Source organism: Streptomyces polyasparticus (assembly GCF_014493765.1).
Lineage (GTDB): Bacteria > Actinomycetota > Actinomycetes > Streptomycetales > Streptomycetaceae > Streptomyces > Streptomyces polyasparticus.
The window spans coordinates 156,793-173,557 of the sequence record NZ_JACTVJ010000017.1 but is presented as its reverse complement, the minus strand read 5'-3'; the positions used below and the strand labels follow the sequence as shown (position 1 = coordinate 173,557).

The window sequence follows — 16,765 nt, the reverse complement described above, 5'->3', positions numbered from 1 at the left end:
ACATGTCCGTGGCATGCCCACGTAATAGAGCGGGCGGAGGCTCCTCCTGTCCGCACCGCCCGTCCCTCCTTCCCCATCCGAGGCCGGGCGTTCAGCTAGGCGCGGCCTTCGGTGCCCCTTGCCGGCGGTCGCCCGGCAAGGAGGAGACGTTGGCAGGAGCAGCAACCCGCCGGGACTTTCTGCGGTCGGTCGGCATCGCCGGCGGCGCCGGAGCGCTGTACTCGACGATGGGCGCGCTCGGGCTCGGCCCCGTCATCGAGGCGAACGCGGCCGCCTACCGGGCGCCGCAGCGCGGGGACTTCACGCTCAGCGGCAGGGCGGGCGCGAAGGTGGTGGTGCTCGGTGCCGGAATCGCCGGTCTGGCCACCGCGTACGAACTGGGCAAGGCCGGTTACGACGTACGGATCCTGGAGGCCAAGAACCGGCCCGGCGGCCGGAACTGGACCGTGCGCGGCGGCACCGTGGAGACGGACCTCGACGGCCGTACTCAGCGTGCGACGTTCTCCGACGGGCAGTACATGAACGCGGGCCCGGGGCGGCTGCCGCAGTCCCATGTCACGCTCGACTACTGCCGTGAACTCGGCGTGGAACTCGAGGTGTTCACCAACCAGAACGCCAACGCCTATATCCACCACGAGAACGTCGGCGGCGCCCTGGCCGGCCAGCGGATGCGCTACCGCACCGCCAAGGCCGACGTCTACGGCTATGTCTCCGAACTGCTCGCCACCGCCACCGACCAGGGCGCCCTGGACAAGGAGCTGACGGCCGCCGACAAGGAGCGGCTGCTCGAGTTCCTGCGCGGCTTCGGCGACATCGGCGGCCGCGCCGACGGCTGGGCGTACACGGGCAGTTCACGCCGCGGTTACGAGGTGGAGCCGGGCGCGGGCCTGGAGGCGGGCACCGTGCTGGGTGACGTGCCCTCGCTCTCCGATGTCGTCGCGAGCGGCGTCGGGCGCCGCTTCAGCTTCGAGTTCGGTTACGACCAGGCCATGATGATGTTCCAGCCGGTGGGCGGCATGGACCGGATACCGTACGCGCTCGCCAAGGCGATAGGCCGCGGCCGGATCACGTACGGCGCCGAGGCCACCGGGGTCAGGAACCTGCCCGATGGGGCCGAGGTCAGCTGGCAGGACGCGCGGGGACGCAAGCATGTCGAGCACGCCGACTTCGTGGTGGTCGCGACGCCGCCGATGATCGCGGCACGGTTCGAGCACAACCTGGGCGCCGACGTCACCGCGGCGCTGAAGTACCCCGTCGCGTCAGCGGCCGGAAAGATCGGTCTGGAATACCGCAGCCGCTGGTGGGAGACGGACGAGCACATCTACGGCGGCATCACCGAGACCGACAGCGACCTGGCCCACATCTGGTACCCGTCCTCCGGCTTCCAGAGCAGACGCGGCACCGTCATCGGCTACTACAACACCGGCGCCGCGGCCCGTGCGTACGGGGAGCTCCCGCACGCCGAGCGCGAGGCGCGGGCGGTCAGCCGAGGCGTGAAGATCCACGGCGAGAAGTACCGCACCGAGCTCGCCGCGTCCTTCAGCGTCGCCTGGCACCGCACCCGGTTCATCGAGGGCGCCTGGGTGGGCTGGCCCTCGCAGACAGGACCCGAGTACCGGCTGCTCAACGAGCCCGCGGGCCGTGTCTACTTCGCCGGCGACTGGCTCAGCCACGCCATCGCCTGGCAGCACGGGGCGTTCACCTCGGCCCGCAAGGTCGTCACCGGGATCCACGAGAGGGTGCTGCAGGCATGAAGCGACGCAATCTGCTGATCACCGCCGCGGGAGCGGGCACGGCCCTGCTGGCCTCCGGCACCGCCTATGCCGCGCACCGCGGCTGGATCCCGCGGCCGTGGGAGACCAAGGTCATGCTGCCCGCGGGGCAGAACAACCCGTCGATCGCGGGCGGGGTCGCGATGGGCGAGGCCGTACCGCAGTACATCAGCAGCGGACTCGGCCCCGACGCGCTCAACCCCGCGGCCCCGGCGGGCACCCCCGAGCGGTACACGGACCCGGCGCTGACCGCGGGCGCCACCGGTGTCACCGTCACCGAGGCGCAGGCCCTCGTCGTGCTCGGCAAGATCTCCGCCAACCTGGCCGCCGCCGGGCTCACCGCGTCGGACGTGGTGACGATGAAGTGCTACCTGATGAAGCCGCCGGGCGCCGCGCTCGCCGACTACGCCGGCTGGAACCGCGCGTACCGGCAGTTCTACGCCAATGTGGACCTGGCATCGGGCGCCGTGGTGGACGTGCCGATGGGCACCTCCGCGCCGAAGCCGCCGCTCGCCGTCAACAAGGCACGGCCGGCCCGCGCCACCCTCGAGGTGACCTCGCTGGCGGTGCCGGGGTGGCTGGTGGAGGTGGAGGTGTCGGCGGTCTATACGAGGCGGTGAGGCGCTGAGGCTTGTTCCATACGAGCCGCCGACGCAGCACGGGACACCCGGAGCGAGGAATACAGAGGTCCCCGCTCCGGTTCCCTCTGACGCACCACAAGCGAGCGGCAGGAGGACCCCACGGTGAGCGACGACATCCGAGGCGAAGCACAGGGGAGCGCACCCGTCCCGCTGTCCGTTCTGGACCTCGCCACCGTGGGCCAGGGGTCGACCGCCACACAGGCCTTGCGCACCAGCGTCGGCATAGCGAAGCTCGCGGAGGCGCGCGGCTTCCACCGCTACTGGGTCGCCGAGCACCACTCGATGCCCGGTGTGGCCTCCAGCTCGCCCGCGGTGATCCTCGCCCACCTCGCCGCCCACACCGACCGCATCCGGCTCGGCTCGGGCGGCGTCATGCTGCCCAACCACGCGCCCCTGGTGATCGCCGAGCAGTTCGGCACCCTGGAGGCCATGGCCCCGGGCCGCGTCGACCTCGGCCTCGGGCGCGCCCCGGGCACGGACGGCGCGACCGCGGCCGCCCTGCGGCGCAGCGAGAACCTGCACGAGGGTGCGGACGAATTCCCGCAGCAGCTCTCCGAGCTGATCCGCTTCCTCGACGACGACTTCCCCGACGGGCATCCGTACGCCCGAATCCATGCCGTGCCCGGCCCGGTGCAGGGGCCGAAGGGGCGCCCGCCTGTCTGGCTGCTCGGCTCGTCCGGTTTCAGCGCACGGCTCGCCGGGGCGCTCGGGCTGCCCTTCGCCTTCGCGCACCACTTCTCCGCGCAGAACACCGTCCCGGCCCTCGACCTCTACCGCGAGTCCTTCCGCCCGAGCGAGGTCCTCGACACCCCCTACGCGATGATCGGCGTCGCCGCCCTCGCCACCGAGGACGCGCGCGAGGCGCGCCGCCAGGTGATGACCGGCGCGCTGTCCATGCTGCGCCTGCGCACCGGACGGCCCGGCCTGATCCCGATGCCCGAGGAGGCCGAGGCGTATGAATTCAGCCCCCTGGAGCGGGAGTTCGTCGACGGCTGGCTGAAGAACATCGTGCACGGCACCCCCGACGCCGTACGCGACGGGCTCGACGAACTGCAGAAGCGCACCGGCGCCGACGAGCTGATGCTCACCGCGAACGCACACAGCGGACCGGCGCGGCTGCGTTCGTACGAGCTCATCGCGGACGCGTACGGCATGGGTTCCTGAGAGGTCTCTCAGCCCGGCATCTGGATGATCGGCTCCTTGGTGAACAGGGTGCCGAGCTCGGGCGCGTTGACCCGCCGTCCCGCGAGCCGCAGCCCCTCCCACACGGTGACCTGGTTCGCCGTGAGCACCGGCTTGCCCAACTCGGCCTCAAGGGACCGCAGATGGGCGGCCGTGTGCAGGGCTGTGTCGGGGAGCAGGACGGCCTGGGCCTCGGGACGGTCGGCGGCGCGGGCCAGCTCAAGGACCTCGTCGTGGCCCCAAGTGCCCACCTCCGCCGCCGTGATGATGCCGCTGCCGCGCATCGCGACCACGTCGATGCCGTCCGCGTGCAGGAATTGGACGAAGTGCTCGGCGACATCCTCCGGGTACGTGGCGCCGATCGCGACGCGCGCGACGCCCAACTCCCGTACGGCATGGGCGAAGGCGAACGAGGTGCTGGAGGCGGGCAGTCCGGCCGCCTTCGCCAGCGAGCGGACCTGGTCGTGCGCGCCGTCCCAGCCGAAGACGAAGCTCCCGCTGGTGCACGCCCAGACCACGGCCTCGGCGCCGGTGTGCCGCAGCTGCTCGACGCCCGCGGCCAGACGTTCCGGCGAACCCATCTCCAGGAGGGCGTCCACGCGGTGCGCGTCCTCGCCGATGTCCGTGTGGATCACGGTCAGGCGGATATCGCTGCCGAGGAGCTGCTCGATCCGCGGGTAGTCGTCCTCGGCGCTGTAGCCGGGGTAGAGAAGTCCGATGGCGGTCATGGGCGGCCTCCCGGTGCGAGTGGCGGGGCGGTCTTCCGTTCGGAGCGGTGGCCGTACGGCGTGTGGCTTGCCGCGTACGGCGTGTGGTCACTCGGGCAGTGCCGGGTCCTCCGGCACCACCGGTGGGTCCGGCAGGGCGCCGCCCGGCGGCTCGGGTAACGCGTCACCTCCTACCAGCATGCGCCTCGCCGCCGTATCGAGCAGTGCCTGATACGGACCCACCGCATGCGTACCCATACGATGCAGGGCCGACCACATCGTGACCTGGTTCGCCGAAATCACCGGGATCCGCAGCTCGGCCTCCAGCTGCGGGATCGCGTCGTACGTCGGCAGGTTGGTGCAGCTGATGAACAGCGCGTCCACCTCCGCGGGCAGCCGGTGCACCGCCTGGCGGGCCATGGCGACGACATCGCGGTACGGGACCTTCCAGATGTGCCGGGTCAGACCTAGATACGAGCAGCCCGAGACGGTGATGCCGGCCTCGGCCAGATAGTCCTTCAGGGACTGGGTGACCGAGGACGTGTACGGCGTGACCAGTGCGATCCTGCGAGCGCCCAGCTCGTGCAGCGCCTCGATCAGCGCGCCCGACGTGGTCAGCGAGGGCACCTCGCCCGCCGCCTCCATGGCCGCGCACATGGTGCGTTCGCCGACGGCGCCGTCCACGAAGCTGCCCGAGGTGCAGGCGTACGCGATGGCCTCGGGCTCGGCGGCGATGAGCGCCCGTACCGCCTCGTGCAGGGTCTGGTGCTCGCTGACCAGACGGGCCAGGTCCAGGCTGACCTCGACCGGGACGTACGGGGTGCGGGTCACGTAGAGGGAGATCTCGTCGGGGACCCAGCGCCACAGCTCACGGTCGAGCGCGAAGTCGAAGGGTGCGACGACGCCGAGCCCGCGCTGCGGGTGCGGTCCACTGAGGCAGGAGACGTCCATGAGCTGACCCCTTTGAACAGAGCGGTGGGGAGGAGAGCTTGTGCGGAGCTCTTGGCCGGCCGTTTTCACAGAAGGCCGGAGGGGAGGTGCGGGATCCGGCTTCGGAGGCCGATGAGGAGGTGCGCTCGCGGAGCGAGCCCGATGAGGGGCGGTGGTCGGGTGGCGGGTGGGCGCCGGGACAGAGGATGTGCGAAGTCCGATGTGAGGCCCGATCAGCGGAAAGGTCGGTACCTGTCTGTGGTCGTACGGACTTGTGCGGAGCCCGTGTTGACGAAGGTAGATTCGGGTGCCAGCGTGGTCAATCCGTGCACTTCAGACGGTGACTCCGCGAGGCGCCTCAGCAGGAGTCCGCGCAGGCACCGCCGTGCCATGCCACGCCAACTCCAGGGAAGCGGGCCCGCATTGCAGAACGGTTTCCCCGCCGTGTCCGGCCGGTCGCGCGCGACGCGCCCCACGCTCTTGGTGCTCGACGCGGACCCGCCGCCGCGCCTCGGCAAGCTCACCGGACGCGCCCGCATCGTGCACACCGACGAGGCGAAGCTCGCCGAGCACCTGCCCGAGGCGGATGTCCTCCTGGTCTGGGACTTCCACTCGCAAGCGCTGCGCAGCGCCTGGCCGGGCGAGGGGCCGCGGCCGGTCTGGGTGCACACCGCGAGCGCGGGCGCCGACCATCTGATGAGCCCCGAACTGGTCGCCTCCGACACGATGGTCACCAATGCCCGGGGCATCTTCGACGAGCCGATCGCCGAGTATGTGGCCGGGCTCGTCCTCGCCTTCGCCAAGGACCTGCCGCGCACCCTCGATCTGCAGAGCCGCCGCGAGTGGCGGCACCGCGAGACCCGGCGGGTGGGCGGTACCCGGGCCTGCGTGGTGGGCTCCGGGCCGATCGGGCGCGCCATCGCCCGCAGCCTCAAGGCACTCGGCATCCAGGCGGCCGTCGTCGGCCGCACCCCGCGCACCGGGATCCACGGCCCCGGAGACCTCGACCGGCTGCTCGCGCACGCCGACTGGGTGGTGTGCGCGGCGCCGCTCACGGAGTCCACACGCGGCATGTTCGACACCCGGCGGTTCGGCGTGATGCAGCCCTCCGCGCACTTCATCAACGTGGGCCGCGGGCCCCTGGTGGTCGAGGACGACCTGGTGGAGGCGCTCGGCCGGCGCTGGATCGCGGGCGCCGCCCTGGACGTCTTCGACCGCGAGCCGCTGCCCGCGGACAGCCCGCTGTGGGAGGTCCCCGGCCTGATCGTCTCCCCGCACATGAGCGGCGACATCATCGGCTGGCGCGATGAACTGGCGCTCCAGTTCGTCGACTTGTACGAGCGCTGGGTGGCGGGGAAGCCGCTGAAGAACGTGATCGACAAGAAACGTGGGTATGTGCCCGGACACTGAGCGCCAGGAGTGACTGGACGCTGACCGCCAGACGCAAGGGGAGCGCGTATGACCGAGCTCGGTGACCTCACGGCCGTACAACTCGTCGCGGCATACGGCAAGGGGGAGTTGAGCCCGGTCGACGTGACCCGGGCGGCGCTCGCCCGGATCGAGGAGACCGAGCCCGCCGTCAACGCGTTCGTCCGCGTCGACTCCGAAACCGCCCTCGCGCAGGCCGCGCAGTCCGAGGAACGCTGGCGGCGCGGCGAGCCCGCAGGCCTGCTCGACGGCGTGCCCGTATCGGTGAAGGACATCCTCCTGATGCGCGGCGGACCGACCCTGCGCGGCTCCAAGAACACGCGTACGGAAGGCACTTGGGACGAGGACGCGCCGTCCGTGGCCCGGCTGCGCGAGCACGGGGCCGTCTTCCTCGGCAAGACCACCACGCCCGAGTACGGCTGGAAGGGCGTCACCGACAGCCCGCTGTCGGGCATCACCCGCAACCCGTACGACCCGTCGCGCACCGCCGGCGGCTCCAGCGGGGGCGCCGCGGCGGCCGTGGCGCTGGGGGCGGGTCCTGTGGCGCTCGGCACGGACGGCGGCGGCAGCGTCCGGATACCCGGCGCCTTCTGCGGGATCTTCGCGCTCAAGCCCACGTACGGGCGGGTGCCGCTCTATCCGTCCAGCGCCTTCGGCACGCTCGCGCACGTGGGCCCGATGACCCGGGACGCCGCCGACGCGGCCCTGGTCATGGACGTGATCAGTGGCGGCGACCACCGCGACTGGTCCGGGCTCGGGCCGGTTGCGGGCTCCTTCCGTGAGGGGCTCGACGACGGGGTGCGCGGGTTGCGCGTCGCCTACTCGCCGTCCTTCGGCGGCCAGGTGGCCGTCGCCCCGCAGGTCGCCGCCGCGGTCCGCAGGGCAGTGGAGAAGCTCGCCCAACTCGGCGCGTACGTCGCGGAGATGGACCCCGACTTCAGCGATCCGGTCGAGGCCTTCCACACCCTGTGGTTCGCCGGGGCCGCCCGCGTCACCCAGCCGTACGGCAAGGAGCAGCGGGAGCGGCTCGACCCGGGCCTGCGCGAGATCGCCGCACGCGGCGCCCGCTACAGCGCCCTCGACTACCTCGCCGCGGTCGACCTCCGGATGGATCTGGGCCGCCGCATGGGCCGCTTCCACGCCACGTACGACCTGCTTGTCACGCCGACCCTGCCGCTCACCGCCTTCGAGGCCGGCCGCGAAACCCCCTCCGGCCGCGGCCGCTGGACCGGCTGGACCCCCTTCACCTACCCCTTCAACCTCACCCAGCAGCCCGCCGCCACCGTCCCCTGCGGAGTGGACGCCGACGGCCTGCCGATCGGCGTCCAGCTGGTCGCGGCCCGCCACCGGGACGCCCTGGTCCTGCGGGCGGCGCAGGCGCTGTACGGGGCGGGGGTGGCGGACATTCCGGCGCCGGGATGTGACGGCCCGCAACGCGCTTGCCCTCAAGCGCACTTGAGGTTCTAGGTTCCCCTTACGGCCTGCACAAGAGCGCAGGCCGAACGCCAGGAGGGGACGGCCATGACCACCACCCAGGAGATGTCCGACGCCGAGCTCGCCGCGCAGCCCGTCGCGTACTGGACCGGCCTCGCCTACGAGGCGACGATCGCGTACATCCGCGCCCGGCTGGCCGAACAGGGCTGCACCCAGCCGCAGTACTGGCTGCTGCGCAACCTCTCGGTGCACGACATCTCGCCCGACGGCCGGGGCATGACCCTTGCCGAACTCGAAGCGGCCATGGCGTCCTACCTCCGGCGCGAGGACGATCTCGCCGCGCAGGCCGAGGTGCTCGTGGAGCGCGGCTGGCTGTCGCGGGACGCTGACGACCGGCTGTGGCTGACCGAACTCGGGGAGCGGACCCGCGTCGAACTCAAGCGCAACGCCCCCGCGATCCGCGACGCCCTGCACGCGGGCGTCGACGACGCGGACTACGTGACCACGGTGAAGGTCCTGCGGCAGCTGATCAGGAACGCGGGCGGTCCGGCTTGAGGGCCCCCGCCTTCGTCCTCGCGGCCTGTGCCAGGACGAAGGTGATGCTGATGAGCAGGGCCCAGGCGCCGAACTTGTGCAGTGCGACCGGCTGCCAGCCGTTGAGCTGGTTCGGATAGCGCCAGGCGCCCGCGTACGTGGCGAGGTTCTCCGCCACCCACAGGAAGAAGCCGATCAGCACGAACGACAGCGCGAGGGGCATCCACCGGCGCACCCCGCGCACCGTGAAATGCACCCAGGTGCCCGCCGTGACGGCCAGCAGGGCGGCGGCGAGCGGCCAGCGGGCGTCCGGCAGCCAGTGGTGCGTGAAGAAGTTGAGGTACACGGCCGCGGCCACCACGGCGGTCGGCCTCGGCCGGTAGCGCTCCAGGCCGAGGTCGAACAAGTGCCAGGCGCGGCAGACGTAACTGCCGACGGCCGCGTACAGGAAGCCGCCGTACAGCGGGACCCCGGCGAACTTCAGAACCGCCGGCTCCGGGTAGCTCCACGAGCCGAGGGAGACCTTCACCCACTCGAAGGCAAGGCCGATGGCGTGGCAGACGGCGATCACGGCGAGGTCCCGTCCGGTCTCCCAGCCGCGCGCCCAGAACAGCAGCGTCAGCAGCACGCCGTAGACGAGCAGCAGGTCGTAGCGCGCGACCGGGAGGCCCGGCAGCAGAGCGGAGGCCGCGACCCCGGAGAGCAGCGCGATGGCGAACGCGCAGGCCCGGGTCTGGATCCAGGCGAAACCGAGCAGCTGGCGGACGAACGGGGGCCGGGGCCCCGGCAGGTGGTGCTCGCTGAAGTCGACCATGGTGGAGGTGGGGACGAGCGGCCACGCGCCAGGGGTTCCCGTGAGGTCGATCACGCACGCCCGCGACAGCGGGAGTCACAGCCGCCGGAAGCTCAGGGTCTCGCCGACCGCGCCCGCCCGCCACAGGTCCTGGCAGGCCTCCGCCATGCGGTCGAGACCCTCGGTGATCTCCCCCCAGACGATGCCCGGCACCCAGCCGACATCGCCGTTGAGCAGCAGATTGTTGCGTTCGTAGAAGAGGGCGAGATCGACGACCGTGCCGCGCTGTTCCGTGTCGTATCCATACGCACTTGTCCCCAATTCCGTATCGGAAAAGGTGAAATAGCACAGGTCGCCGGGAATCGGAGTCACCGTGGGATTCTCGAGCGGCGGCTCCTTTTCGGCGAAGGCGGGGAAAAGGGCGTAGATCTCGTTGCGGGCGTATTTGGCGTGATACACGGGCGACCCGAGTGGCAGCGCGTCCCAGACGGCCGCGCAGGTCAGGGGGGCCTTCTCGGTCAGGAGCCGGGCGGTGCAGCGGACACCGCGCTTGTCCAGGGCGACTTCGATGTGGCGTTCTGTCTGTGCCGTCATCTGTTCATCGTCCCGTCGTGGTCAACACCGCCTTGTGCATAAGTGAGAACACCCGATCCGCATCGGGGCTGCTGGCTGTCTGGCGAAAATTGATCGGCATATCTCGAATGACTTCGGGTAGCCGCGCGGCCATGGCTCCACCACTTGGGAACGACCATGGGAAGAACACGGACACCGGGGTGCTCACCCGTCACCGCGTCCGCCGTCGCTCGCTGCTCGCGGGCGCCGCGGCGCTCGGTGCGCTCGGCGCCACGACCGCCTGCACCCGCGTGCCGGCGGAGGGAAAGATCGAGGGCGGTGACCTGCTCGACCGGCTACGGGATGCCGGAAAAGTACGGATCGGTGTCGCCGGCGAGGTCCCTTTCGGCTACATCGACGAGGACGGTGAGGTCACCGGCGAAGCACCCGCGATCGCCAAGGTGATCTTCCCGCGGCTCGGGATACCGAACGTCGTGGCGGTGCCGACGGAGTTCGGGGCGCTGATCCCGGGGCTGACCCAGGCCCACCAGTTCGACGTGGTCTCGGCCGGCATGTACATCAACCCGGTCCGCTGCGAGGAAGTCCTCTTCTCCGACCCCGACTACCTGATGAAGGACGCCTTCATCGTCAAGGCCGGCAACCCGCACGGCATCAAGGGATACGAGGACATCGCGAAGAAGGGCCTGAAGCTCGCCAGCGGCACGGCCTATGCGGAGATCGACTACGCGAAGGCCGCCGGGGTCAAGGAAGTCATGGTGCTGCCCGACCAGGTGGCCGGCCTCGACGCCGTACGCCAGGGCCGCGCCGACGCCTTCGCCGGAACCAACGTCACCGTGAAGGGCGTGGTCAAGGGCAAGTCGGGCGTGGAGGCGACCGAGCCCTTCCAGCCGATGGTCGAGGGCGAACCGGCCTACGGCGCGGGCGGATTCGCCTTCCGGCTCTCCGAGAAGCGTCTGCGGGACGCCTTCAACGAAGAGCTCCACAAGATGAAGAAGAGCGGCGAACTCCTGCGCGTGGTGCAGCCCTTCGGGTTCACCAAGGAGGAGATGACCGACCTCACGGTCGAGGATCTCTGCCCCGACGCGTACGGGAAGGGAGCCTCCGCATGATGACCGGAGCGTTCTTCGAGAACTGGTTCCTGCCCGGCATCTGGATCACCCTCCAGGTGACCTTCTTCAGCGCCGCGCTCGCCTTCGTCGTCTCCTTCGTCGTCGGCGTCCTGCGCGCCGCGCCCAGCCGTATCGTGCGGATCCTCGCCGGTGCCTACTTCGAGATCTTCCGCTCGACCTCCTCGCTGGTCTTCATGTTCTGGATCGCCTTCACGGTCCCGATGCTCTTCCATATCCAGTTCTACGGAATGGCCGCGGGCGTTCTCGCGCTCGGTCTGACCTACGGGGCGTACGGATCCGAGATCGTCCGCGGCGCGCTCGCCGCCGTCCCGGCAGCCCAGCGCGAGGCGGGCATCGCCCTCAACTTCACGCGGATCCAGCGCCTTCGCCGGATCGAGATCCCGCAGGCCTGGCCCGAGATGCTGCCGCCGTTCAACAACCTCCTGATCGAGCTGCTCAAGGGCACCTCCCTGATCTCGCTGATCACGGTCGCCGACATGACCTTCTCCGGCAATCTGCTGCGCCTGGTCAAGGGCGAGAGCGCCCCGATCTACACGCTTCTGCTGGTCCTGTACTTCGTCCTCGCCTTCCTGCTCACCCGCGGGATGCGCCTCCTCGAGCGCCGCGCCAAGGCCAAGATCGGCCAGGCCCCGGAGAAGACTGGCCTGTTCGGCGGGCTGCGCTCGCGCTCGTCCATCGACGCCGTGACCGGCACGGCGGGTACCGGGGGTGCCAAGTGAACTGGGACTGGTCCAACGTGGACGCCTTCATGCCGAGGTTCTGGGACGGCGTCCTCGTCACCCTGCAGGCCCTGGCCGGCGGTGCGGTCATCGCCTTCGTGCTCGGCCTCATCTGGGCGATCGCGCTGCGCTCCCCGACCCGCTGGGTCCGCTGGCCCGTCGCGGCGTTCACGGAGTTCATCCGCAACACCCCGCTGCTCGTCCAGCTGTTCTTCCTCTTCTACGTGGTGCCCGAGTGGGGCCCGTCGATGTCGCCCCTCGTCACGGGCATCGTCGGACTCGGCCTGCACTACTCCACGTATACGAGCGAGGTCTACCGCGCCGGTATCGAAGGCGTGCCCGCGGGGCAGTGGGAGGCGGCCACCGCGCTGAGCCTGCCCAAGCGCCGCACCTGGACCGCGGTGATCCTGCCGCAGGCCGTGCGCCGCGTGATCCCCGCGCTCGGCAACTACGTGATCGTGATGCTGAAGGAATCCCCTCAGCTGGCCGCCATCGGCGCCCTCGAAATGCTCGGCGAGGCGCGCGGCTTCAGCAACGAGACCTTCACCTTCGAGGCGATCAGCATCGTCGGCCTCGCCTTCATCGTCATCGCCTACCCGGCTTCTGTTCTTCTCCGAGTCCTGGAGCGTCGTCTTGTCCGCTGAATCCCCGCACACCGCCAACACGCCTGTCACCGACGCCAATCCGGCCGTCGACGGCAGCGAACTGATCCGCTTCGACAAGGTCACCAAGCGCTTCGCAGGCAACACGGTGCTCGACAACCTGTGCTTCTCCGTGGACTCGGGCAAGCACGTCACCCTGATCGGCCCGTCCGGCTCGGGAAAGACCACGATCCTGCGGCTGCTCATGACCCTGGTGAAGCCCGACGAGGGCACCATCAAGGTCGGCGGCGACTACCTCACGCACGAGGAGCGCGGCGGCAAGCTGGTGCCGGCCGGCGAGAAGCACATCCGCGAGGTCCGCAAGAACATCGGGATGGTCTTCCAGCAGTTCAACCTCTTCCCGAACATGAAGGTCCTGCAGAACATCATGGAGGCCCCGGTCCAGGTGCTCGGCCTGTCCAAGGACGAGGCCGAGGCGCGCGCCCGCGAGCTGCTCGACATGGTCGGCCTCGCGGACCGGTGCGACGAGTACCCCTCGCGGCTCTCGGGCGGTCAGCAGCAACGGGTCGCGATCGCCCGTGCGTTGGCGATGCGTCCGCAGGTGCTGCTGCTCGACGAGGTGACCTCGGCGCTCGACCCGGAGCTGGTGGCCGGTGTCCTCGACGTCCTGCGGGACGTCGCGCGCACCACCGACATCACGATGCTCTGCGTGACCCACGAGATGAACTTCGCCCGCGACATCTCGGACCAGGTCCTGATGTTCGACGGCGGCAAGGTCGTGGAATCGGGCTCTCCGGAGAAGATCTTCGGTGATCCTGATCACGATCGTACGAGGGAATTCCTCAGCGCAGTCCTGTGACTTCGCTCGGTGAGTGATCGTCAACAGCCCGGCGAGCGGCACGTTCCCCGAGCTGGTGGCTTCAGCCTGTGACTGTGGCATATGCCAGGGTGGCGCGTTCCTGGACAGGCGGCCTGTCCGCCGCCGGGAGCGCGCCATCAATCTCGTCAACAGCCCCTCCGTGCAACCCGTTTGACGGCTATCGTGGTACGGAGCCCAGCTGTCCGGAACCGGTCCATGCAGGGGGAAACCGTGGCGCTGAAGCCTGAGTCGACCGCGCCGTACCACTCGGTGCAGCACGCCTTGCGTGTGCTTGAAACCGTGGCGCGGCACGCTGCGGGCGTGACGGATGTCCAGATCGCCCGCGAAACCGGCCTGCCCGCAAAGCAGTTGTCCGCGCTGCTGCTCATGCTGCGCCGCGAGGGTTACGTCCAGCAGGACACCGATGGTGCGTACCTCAGCGGGGACTCGCTCTCCCGGCTCGGCTCCGCATCGCCCGACCGTCAGCAGGCCATCACTGACCAGCTCCAGGTCACGCTCGACCGGCTGCGCGACTCGGTCGGCGCCGCCGTCTACATCAGCCGGTATGTCGACGGGGAGGTCCGCATCATGCAGTACGCGGCCGGCCCCGAGGCCCCCGCGGTGAACGAGTGGGTGGACTTCCGCTCCGCGGCCCACGCGAGCGCGGTCGGCAAGTCGCTTCTGACGCAGCTCGACATGAACGGCCGCAGGGACCATCTGTCCCGCCACAAGCCGGCCCGTCTCACGTCCCGCACGATCACCAACGAGCGGCTGCTGTTCAGCCGCCTCGACGCCCAGCCCCCGACCGTCCCGGTCCTGGACCTCCAGGAGTACGCGGTCGGCACGGTCTGCGCGGCGGTCCCGATCACGGCGGGCGCGGCGGTGGGCTGCCTGGCGCTCTCGATGCCGGTCGAACACGCACACCGGCTGCGGGCCGCGGCGGACACGTTGAACCGTGGGGCGGCGCCGGTTCTGCTGTCGTTGGCGATCTGAGGCCGACCGGCCGGGTTCCGGGGCCGGGGTGTGGTCTGAAGACAAACGATGAAGGCTCTCCGCAGAGCGGGGGGCCTCCTTCATGCATCGGGTATGACGAAGGCCCCCCGCCGAAGCGGAGGGCCTTTCGTTATCGCGTGCGCCGCCAGGGACTCGAACCCCGGACCCGCTGATGCTGCATTTACCCGGGGGATAACCCCCGGACCCCCAGCCGCCATTCGTGCGGCGCGGACTTCACCGTACGACGAAGGCCCCCCGCCGAAGCGGAGGGCCTTTCGATATCGCGTGCGCCGCCAGGGACTCGAACCCCGGACCCGCTGATTAAGAGTCAGCTGCTCTAACCAACTGAGCTAGCGGCGCCTGCTGACGTCGTAGACCTTAGCATCCTGATCCGGGGGAGGAAAAATCGATATGCGTACGGCCGACCTCGCGGCCTTCACGCCCGCCCAGAGAAGGACCTCGGGGCCCGGCAGCCAGGGGTGACGGGTGTCCGGGGCCACTAACCAGCGCGAACCGTCGCGGCCCACGGGCTCCGAGACCGGAGCCGGCACGGTCACCGCGTCCCCCGCCCCGTGGCACAGCGGGGTGGGTACCGCCGAGCCCCACTCCTCCCACGCGAGCAGCGACGGCAGCCGGTGCGCGGTACCGGGCGCGGCGAAGATCAGCATGCGGCCGCGGTACGTCGCGACGGGCCCCGAGCCCGGGCCCTCCTCCCACAGCCGGTCCAGCATCTTGCGCCCGAAGATCGCCGGCACGCTCACGACGTCGAAGGCGGTTCCGCAGGGCAGCACCACGGGGGCGGTGGGCCGTGCGTCCCACAGGGCGAGGGTGGAGCGCGGATAGGAGGTCGCGGAGGCCAGCCACAGGGCGCCCTCGGGCGTCACGGATCCGGCATGCGCTTCGACGGGGTGCTTGCTGGTCAGCCGAGTGCTCATGGCATCTACATGTACCGCCGGTAAGGGCGCGGCCTCACGGGGTTACGGATTTCCGGGACGCCCGGGCGGTCCGTGCAGTACCGTCCGCCCGGCATATGCCAGCCCCGTACGGTGAGGCCCTCTTGCGCGGCCCGGGACAATGGAAGGCGGCCCACAGGCCCACGCACCGTACGACGAAAGGACCGGCATGGCGGAGCCCGAGCGGACAGAGCGGCGACTGCGTCCGGCACCCCTGCTCTTCGAGCCCACCACGGCCGCCGCCGACCCGGAGCACTTCTTCGACCTGGAGTCGATCGAGGACCCCCGGGAGCTGCTCTCCCGTGCCACCGAGCTGACCCTCGCGTTCCGCGCCGCGACCGACCGGGCCATCGAGTACCAGGCCATCGCCGCTGCCCAGCTGGCCGACCCGCACCGCTTTGACCGTCTGACGGCGGCGGCGATCGCGGAGCGCGCGGAGTGGACCGAGGACTATGCGAAGAAGATGGTCGAGTTCGGGCGGGCCTTGCAGAGCCGGGGGCTCAGCGACTGACGCTGCCTGCCGGAGAGCTCTCCTTCGCCACCGCTTCCCGTACCGCCGGCGCGATCTCCGCGGACCAGCGCCCCACCGACACCGCGTCCTGCGTGCCGCCCTTGGGGGAGAAGAGCGTGAAGCCGGCCGCTCCGTGGTCGAGCACCGCGGCGGTCAGCTCCTCGGTCCACTGCGCGACGCTGCCGCCCAGCCACTTCCCCTCGGCGTCCCGCGTGGCAGGAAGCGGCGCGTCCGTGATGCGGCCGGGCAGATTGAAGACCGTGGCGATCTCGGCGGGGGCGCGGCCCACGGCGCGGGCCGCCTCGTCGATCACCGGCCGTGAGTCGCGGTAGCGCTCGCTGAGCCAGTCCGCCGCGTGGCCCGGGATCCAGCCGTCGGCCACGCGGCCGGTCACGGCGAGCGACTTGCGGCCCACCGAACCCGTCCAGACCGGGGGAGCGGGCACCGGGGAGGGCGCGATGTTCCGCACCTGGAAGTGCCTGCCCTCGAACGTGACCGGGGCGCCCCCGCCCGACAGCTTCCTGACCAGGACGATCGCCTCCTCGAAGGCCTCCACGGCCTGGGCGGGCGTGAGCTTCTCGACGCCCATGTCGGCGATCCGGTCCCAGATCCCGCCCGCGCCCATCCCCAGGATCACGCGGCCGTCGCTCAGTGCGGAGAGCGAGGTCAGGGTGCGCGACAGCATCGCGGGCGGCCGGGTCGGATTGGTGACGTTGGCGAACCCCGCGATGTGCCGCGTACGGCCGAGCAGGAAGGCGATCGTGGCGTACGCGTCCAGGCGCTCGCCGATGTACGGGTGGTCCGAGAGCGAGAAGTGGTCGAGGCCGTCACGGTCGGCCTGCTGCACCATGCGGAGCAGCTCAGGCCCTTCGTCGAGGGTGCTGTGCGCTCCGAAACCGAACAGAGGGATGGCGGGTGCGGACATGATGCGACGCCTCCACAGGGAGTATTGAGTTCGTAGTGCGAACTTTATTAGTTCGTACTACGAACTGCAACCGCTCATG

General features: G+C 70.4%; 18 protein-coding genes and 1 tRNA gene. 12 read left to right on the top strand and 7 right to left on the bottom strand.

The window, feature by feature from the left end; all coding sequences use genetic code 11:
* The first annotated feature begins 227 nt into the window (after window positions 1–227).
* From H9Y04_RS31395 to H9Y04_RS31385, 3 genes are all read left to right on the top strand, one after another.
* Window positions 228–1,754 carry a flavin monoamine oxidase family protein gene (locus tag H9Y04_RS31395; protein WP_187817568.1) on the top strand — a complete coding sequence of 509 codons (1,527 nt, stop codon included), beginning with the start codon at window positions 228–230 and terminating at the stop codon, window positions 1,752–1,754.
* On the top strand, window positions 1,751–2,392 hold the full coding sequence (locus H9Y04_RS31390; RefSeq protein WP_187817481.1) for a Rid family hydrolase: 642 nt from the start codon (window positions 1,751–1,753) through the stop codon (window positions 2,390–2,392). The genes H9Y04_RS31395 and H9Y04_RS31390 overlap by 4 nt, the downstream gene beginning before the upstream one ends.
* Window positions 2,393–2,515: 123 nt before the next feature.
* On the top strand, window positions 2,516–3,577 hold the full coding sequence (locus H9Y04_RS31385; RefSeq protein WP_187817480.1) for an LLM class flavin-dependent oxidoreductase: 1,062 nt from the start codon (window positions 2,516–2,518) through the stop codon (window positions 3,575–3,577).
* Window positions 3,578–3,585: 8 nt separating this feature from the next.
* Here H9Y04_RS31385 and H9Y04_RS31380 read toward each other — a convergent pair whose 3' ends face one another.
* Both H9Y04_RS31380 and H9Y04_RS31375 read right to left on the bottom strand, forming a co-directional pair.
* Window positions 3,586–4,323, bottom strand: a complete 738-nt coding sequence (locus H9Y04_RS31380) for a maleate cis-trans isomerase family protein (RefSeq protein WP_187817479.1) — start codon at window positions 4,321–4,323, stop codon at window positions 3,586–3,588.
* An 87-nt stretch (window positions 4,324–4,410) separates the two neighbouring features.
* Window positions 4,411–5,253 (bottom strand): maleate cis-trans isomerase family protein, encoded by an 843-nt coding sequence (locus H9Y04_RS31375; protein ID WP_187817478.1) that lies wholly within the window; start codon window positions 5,251–5,253, stop codon window positions 4,411–4,413.
* Window positions 5,254–5,622: 369 nt separating this feature from the next.
* On the opposite strand from H9Y04_RS31375, the gene H9Y04_RS31370 reads away from it, so the two are divergent.
* The 3 genes from H9Y04_RS31370 to H9Y04_RS31360 are packed head-to-tail and all read left to right on the top strand — an operon-like array spanning window position 5,623 to window position 8,649.
* Window positions 5,623–6,642 carry a D-2-hydroxyacid dehydrogenase gene (locus tag H9Y04_RS31370; protein WP_187817477.1) on the top strand — a complete coding sequence of 340 codons (1,020 nt, stop codon included), beginning with the start codon at window positions 5,623–5,625 and terminating at the stop codon, window positions 6,640–6,642.
* Window positions 6,643–6,690: 48 nt separating this feature from the next.
* The gene (locus tag H9Y04_RS31365; protein ID WP_187817476.1) at window positions 6,691–8,127 is read left to right on the top strand and encodes an amidase; all 1,437 of its coding nucleotides are present in this window, start codon (window positions 6,691–6,693) and stop codon (window positions 8,125–8,127) included.
* 54 nt (window positions 8,128–8,181) lie between these two features.
* Window positions 8,182–8,649 carry a winged helix DNA-binding protein gene (locus H9Y04_RS31360; protein WP_187817475.1) on the top strand — a complete coding sequence of 156 codons (468 nt, stop codon included), beginning with the start codon at window positions 8,182–8,184 and terminating at the stop codon, window positions 8,647–8,649.
* Here the strand turns inward: H9Y04_RS31360 and H9Y04_RS31355 are convergent.
* Window positions 8,624–9,442 carry a DUF817 domain-containing protein gene (locus tag H9Y04_RS31355; RefSeq protein WP_187817567.1) on the bottom strand — a complete coding sequence of 273 codons (819 nt, stop codon included), beginning with the start codon at window positions 9,440–9,442 and terminating at the stop codon, window positions 8,624–8,626. The two genes, H9Y04_RS31360 and H9Y04_RS31355, sit on opposite strands and share 26 nt — an antisense overlap.
* Before the next feature lie 75 nt (window positions 9,443–9,517).
* Window positions 9,518–10,015, bottom strand: coding sequence for a DUF3830 family protein (locus tag H9Y04_RS31350; protein WP_187817474.1), 498 nt, complete (start codon window positions 10,013–10,015; stop codon window positions 9,518–9,520).
* 131 nt (window positions 10,016–10,146) lie between these two features.
* On the opposite strand from H9Y04_RS31350, the gene ehuB reads away from it, so the two are divergent.
* The 5 genes from ehuB to H9Y04_RS31325 all read left to right on the top strand — a co-directional run bounded on the left by ehuB (window position 10,147) and on the right by H9Y04_RS31325 (window position 14,297).
* The gene (gene ehuB, locus H9Y04_RS31345; protein ID WP_187817473.1) at window positions 10,147–11,103 is read left to right on the top strand and encodes an ectoine/hydroxyectoine ABC transporter substrate-binding protein EhuB; all 957 of its coding nucleotides are present in this window, start codon (window positions 10,147–10,149) and stop codon (window positions 11,101–11,103) included.
* On the top strand, window positions 11,103–11,843 hold the full coding sequence (ehuC, locus tag H9Y04_RS31340) for an ectoine/hydroxyectoine ABC transporter permease subunit EhuC (RefSeq protein ID WP_187817566.1): 741 nt from the start codon (window positions 11,103–11,105) through the stop codon (window positions 11,841–11,843). The genes ehuB and ehuC overlap by 1 nt, the downstream gene beginning before the upstream one ends.
* On the top strand, window positions 11,840–12,487 hold the full coding sequence (gene ehuD / locus H9Y04_RS31335; protein WP_187817472.1) for an ectoine/hydroxyectoine ABC transporter permease subunit EhuD: 648 nt from the start codon (window positions 11,840–11,842) through the stop codon (window positions 12,485–12,487). Before ehuC ends, ehuD begins: the two co-directional genes overlap by 4 nt.
* On the top strand, window positions 12,477–13,304 hold the full coding sequence (gene ehuA, locus H9Y04_RS31330) for an ectoine/hydroxyectoine ABC transporter ATP-binding protein EhuA (protein ID WP_187817471.1): 828 nt from the start codon (window positions 12,477–12,479) through the stop codon (window positions 13,302–13,304). The genes ehuD and ehuA overlap by 11 nt, the downstream gene beginning before the upstream one ends.
* A gap of 231 nt (window positions 13,305–13,535) precedes the next feature.
* Window positions 13,536–14,297, top strand: a complete 762-nt coding sequence (locus H9Y04_RS31325; protein ID WP_187817470.1) for an IclR family transcriptional regulator — start codon at window positions 13,536–13,538, stop codon at window positions 14,295–14,297.
* A 286-nt stretch (window positions 14,298–14,583) separates the two neighbouring features.
* Here the strand turns inward: H9Y04_RS31325 and H9Y04_RS31320 are convergent.
* Window positions 14,584–14,657 (bottom strand) — tRNA-Lys (locus H9Y04_RS31320).
* The gene (locus tag H9Y04_RS31315) at window positions 14,648–15,232 is read right to left on the bottom strand and encodes a bifunctional DNA primase/polymerase (protein WP_187817469.1); all 585 of its coding nucleotides are present in this window, start codon (window positions 15,230–15,232) and stop codon (window positions 14,648–14,650) included. Before H9Y04_RS31315 ends, H9Y04_RS31320 begins: the two co-directional genes overlap by 10 nt.
* A gap of 187 nt (window positions 15,233–15,419) precedes the next feature.
* On the opposite strand from H9Y04_RS31315, the gene H9Y04_RS31310 reads away from it, so the two are divergent.
* A complete protein-coding gene (locus H9Y04_RS31310) occupies window positions 15,420–15,761 on the top strand; it encodes a DUF8844 domain-containing protein (protein WP_187817468.1) in 342 nt (113 codons plus the stop codon).
* Here H9Y04_RS31310 and H9Y04_RS31305 read toward each other — a convergent pair.
* Window positions 15,751–16,686 (bottom strand): LLM class flavin-dependent oxidoreductase, encoded by a 936-nt coding sequence (locus H9Y04_RS31305; RefSeq protein ID WP_187817467.1) that lies wholly within the window; start codon window positions 16,684–16,686, stop codon window positions 15,751–15,753. The two genes, H9Y04_RS31310 and H9Y04_RS31305, sit on opposite strands and share 11 nt — an antisense overlap.
* Between the last annotated feature and the right edge of the window lie 79 nt (window positions 16,687–16,765).

Bases quoted from the DNA above. Each gene is read 5' to 3' on its own strand.
- H9Y04_RS31305 (WP_187817467.1), bottom strand. From the start codon at position 16,686: ATGTCCGCACCCGCCATCCCTCTGTTCGGTTTCGGAGCGCACAGCACC.
- H9Y04_RS31380 (WP_187817479.1), bottom strand. From the start codon at position 4,323: ATGACCGCCATCGGACTTCTCTACCCCGGCTACAGCGCCGAGGACGAC.
- H9Y04_RS31355 (WP_187817567.1), bottom strand. From the start codon at position 9,442: ATGGTCGACTTCAGCGAGCACCACCTGCCGGGGCCCCGGCCCCCGTTC.
- ehuB (WP_187817473.1), top strand. From the start codon at position 10,147: ATGGCTCCACCACTTGGGAACGACCATGGGAAGAACACGGACACCGGG.
- H9Y04_RS31390 (WP_187817481.1), top strand. From the start codon at position 1,751: ATGAAGCGACGCAATCTGCTGATCACCGCCGCGGGAGCGGGCACGGCC.
- H9Y04_RS31365 (WP_187817476.1), top strand. From the start codon at position 6,691: ATGACCGAGCTCGGTGACCTCACGGCCGTACAACTCGTCGCGGCATAC.
- H9Y04_RS31315 (WP_187817469.1), bottom strand. From the start codon at position 15,232: ATGAGCACTCGGCTGACCAGCAAGCACCCCGTCGAAGCGCATGCCGGA.
- H9Y04_RS31360 (WP_187817475.1), top strand. From the start codon at position 8,182: ATGACCACCACCCAGGAGATGTCCGACGCCGAGCTCGCCGCGCAGCCC.
- H9Y04_RS31370 (WP_187817477.1), top strand. From the start codon at position 5,623: ATGCCACGCCAACTCCAGGGAAGCGGGCCCGCATTGCAGAACGGTTTC.
- H9Y04_RS31395 (WP_187817568.1), top strand. From the start codon at position 228: ATGGGCGCGCTCGGGCTCGGCCCCGTCATCGAGGCGAACGCGGCCGCC.
- H9Y04_RS31375 (WP_187817478.1), bottom strand. From the start codon at position 5,253: ATGGACGTCTCCTGCCTCAGTGGACCGCACCCGCAGCGCGGGCTCGGC.
- ehuC (WP_187817566.1), top strand. From the start codon at position 11,103: ATGACCGGAGCGTTCTTCGAGAACTGGTTCCTGCCCGGCATCTGGATC.
- H9Y04_RS31310 (WP_187817468.1), top strand. From the start codon at position 15,420: ATGGCGGAGCCCGAGCGGACAGAGCGGCGACTGCGTCCGGCACCCCTG.
- H9Y04_RS31350 (WP_187817474.1), bottom strand. From the start codon at position 10,015: ATGACGGCACAGACAGAACGCCACATCGAAGTCGCCCTGGACAAGCGC.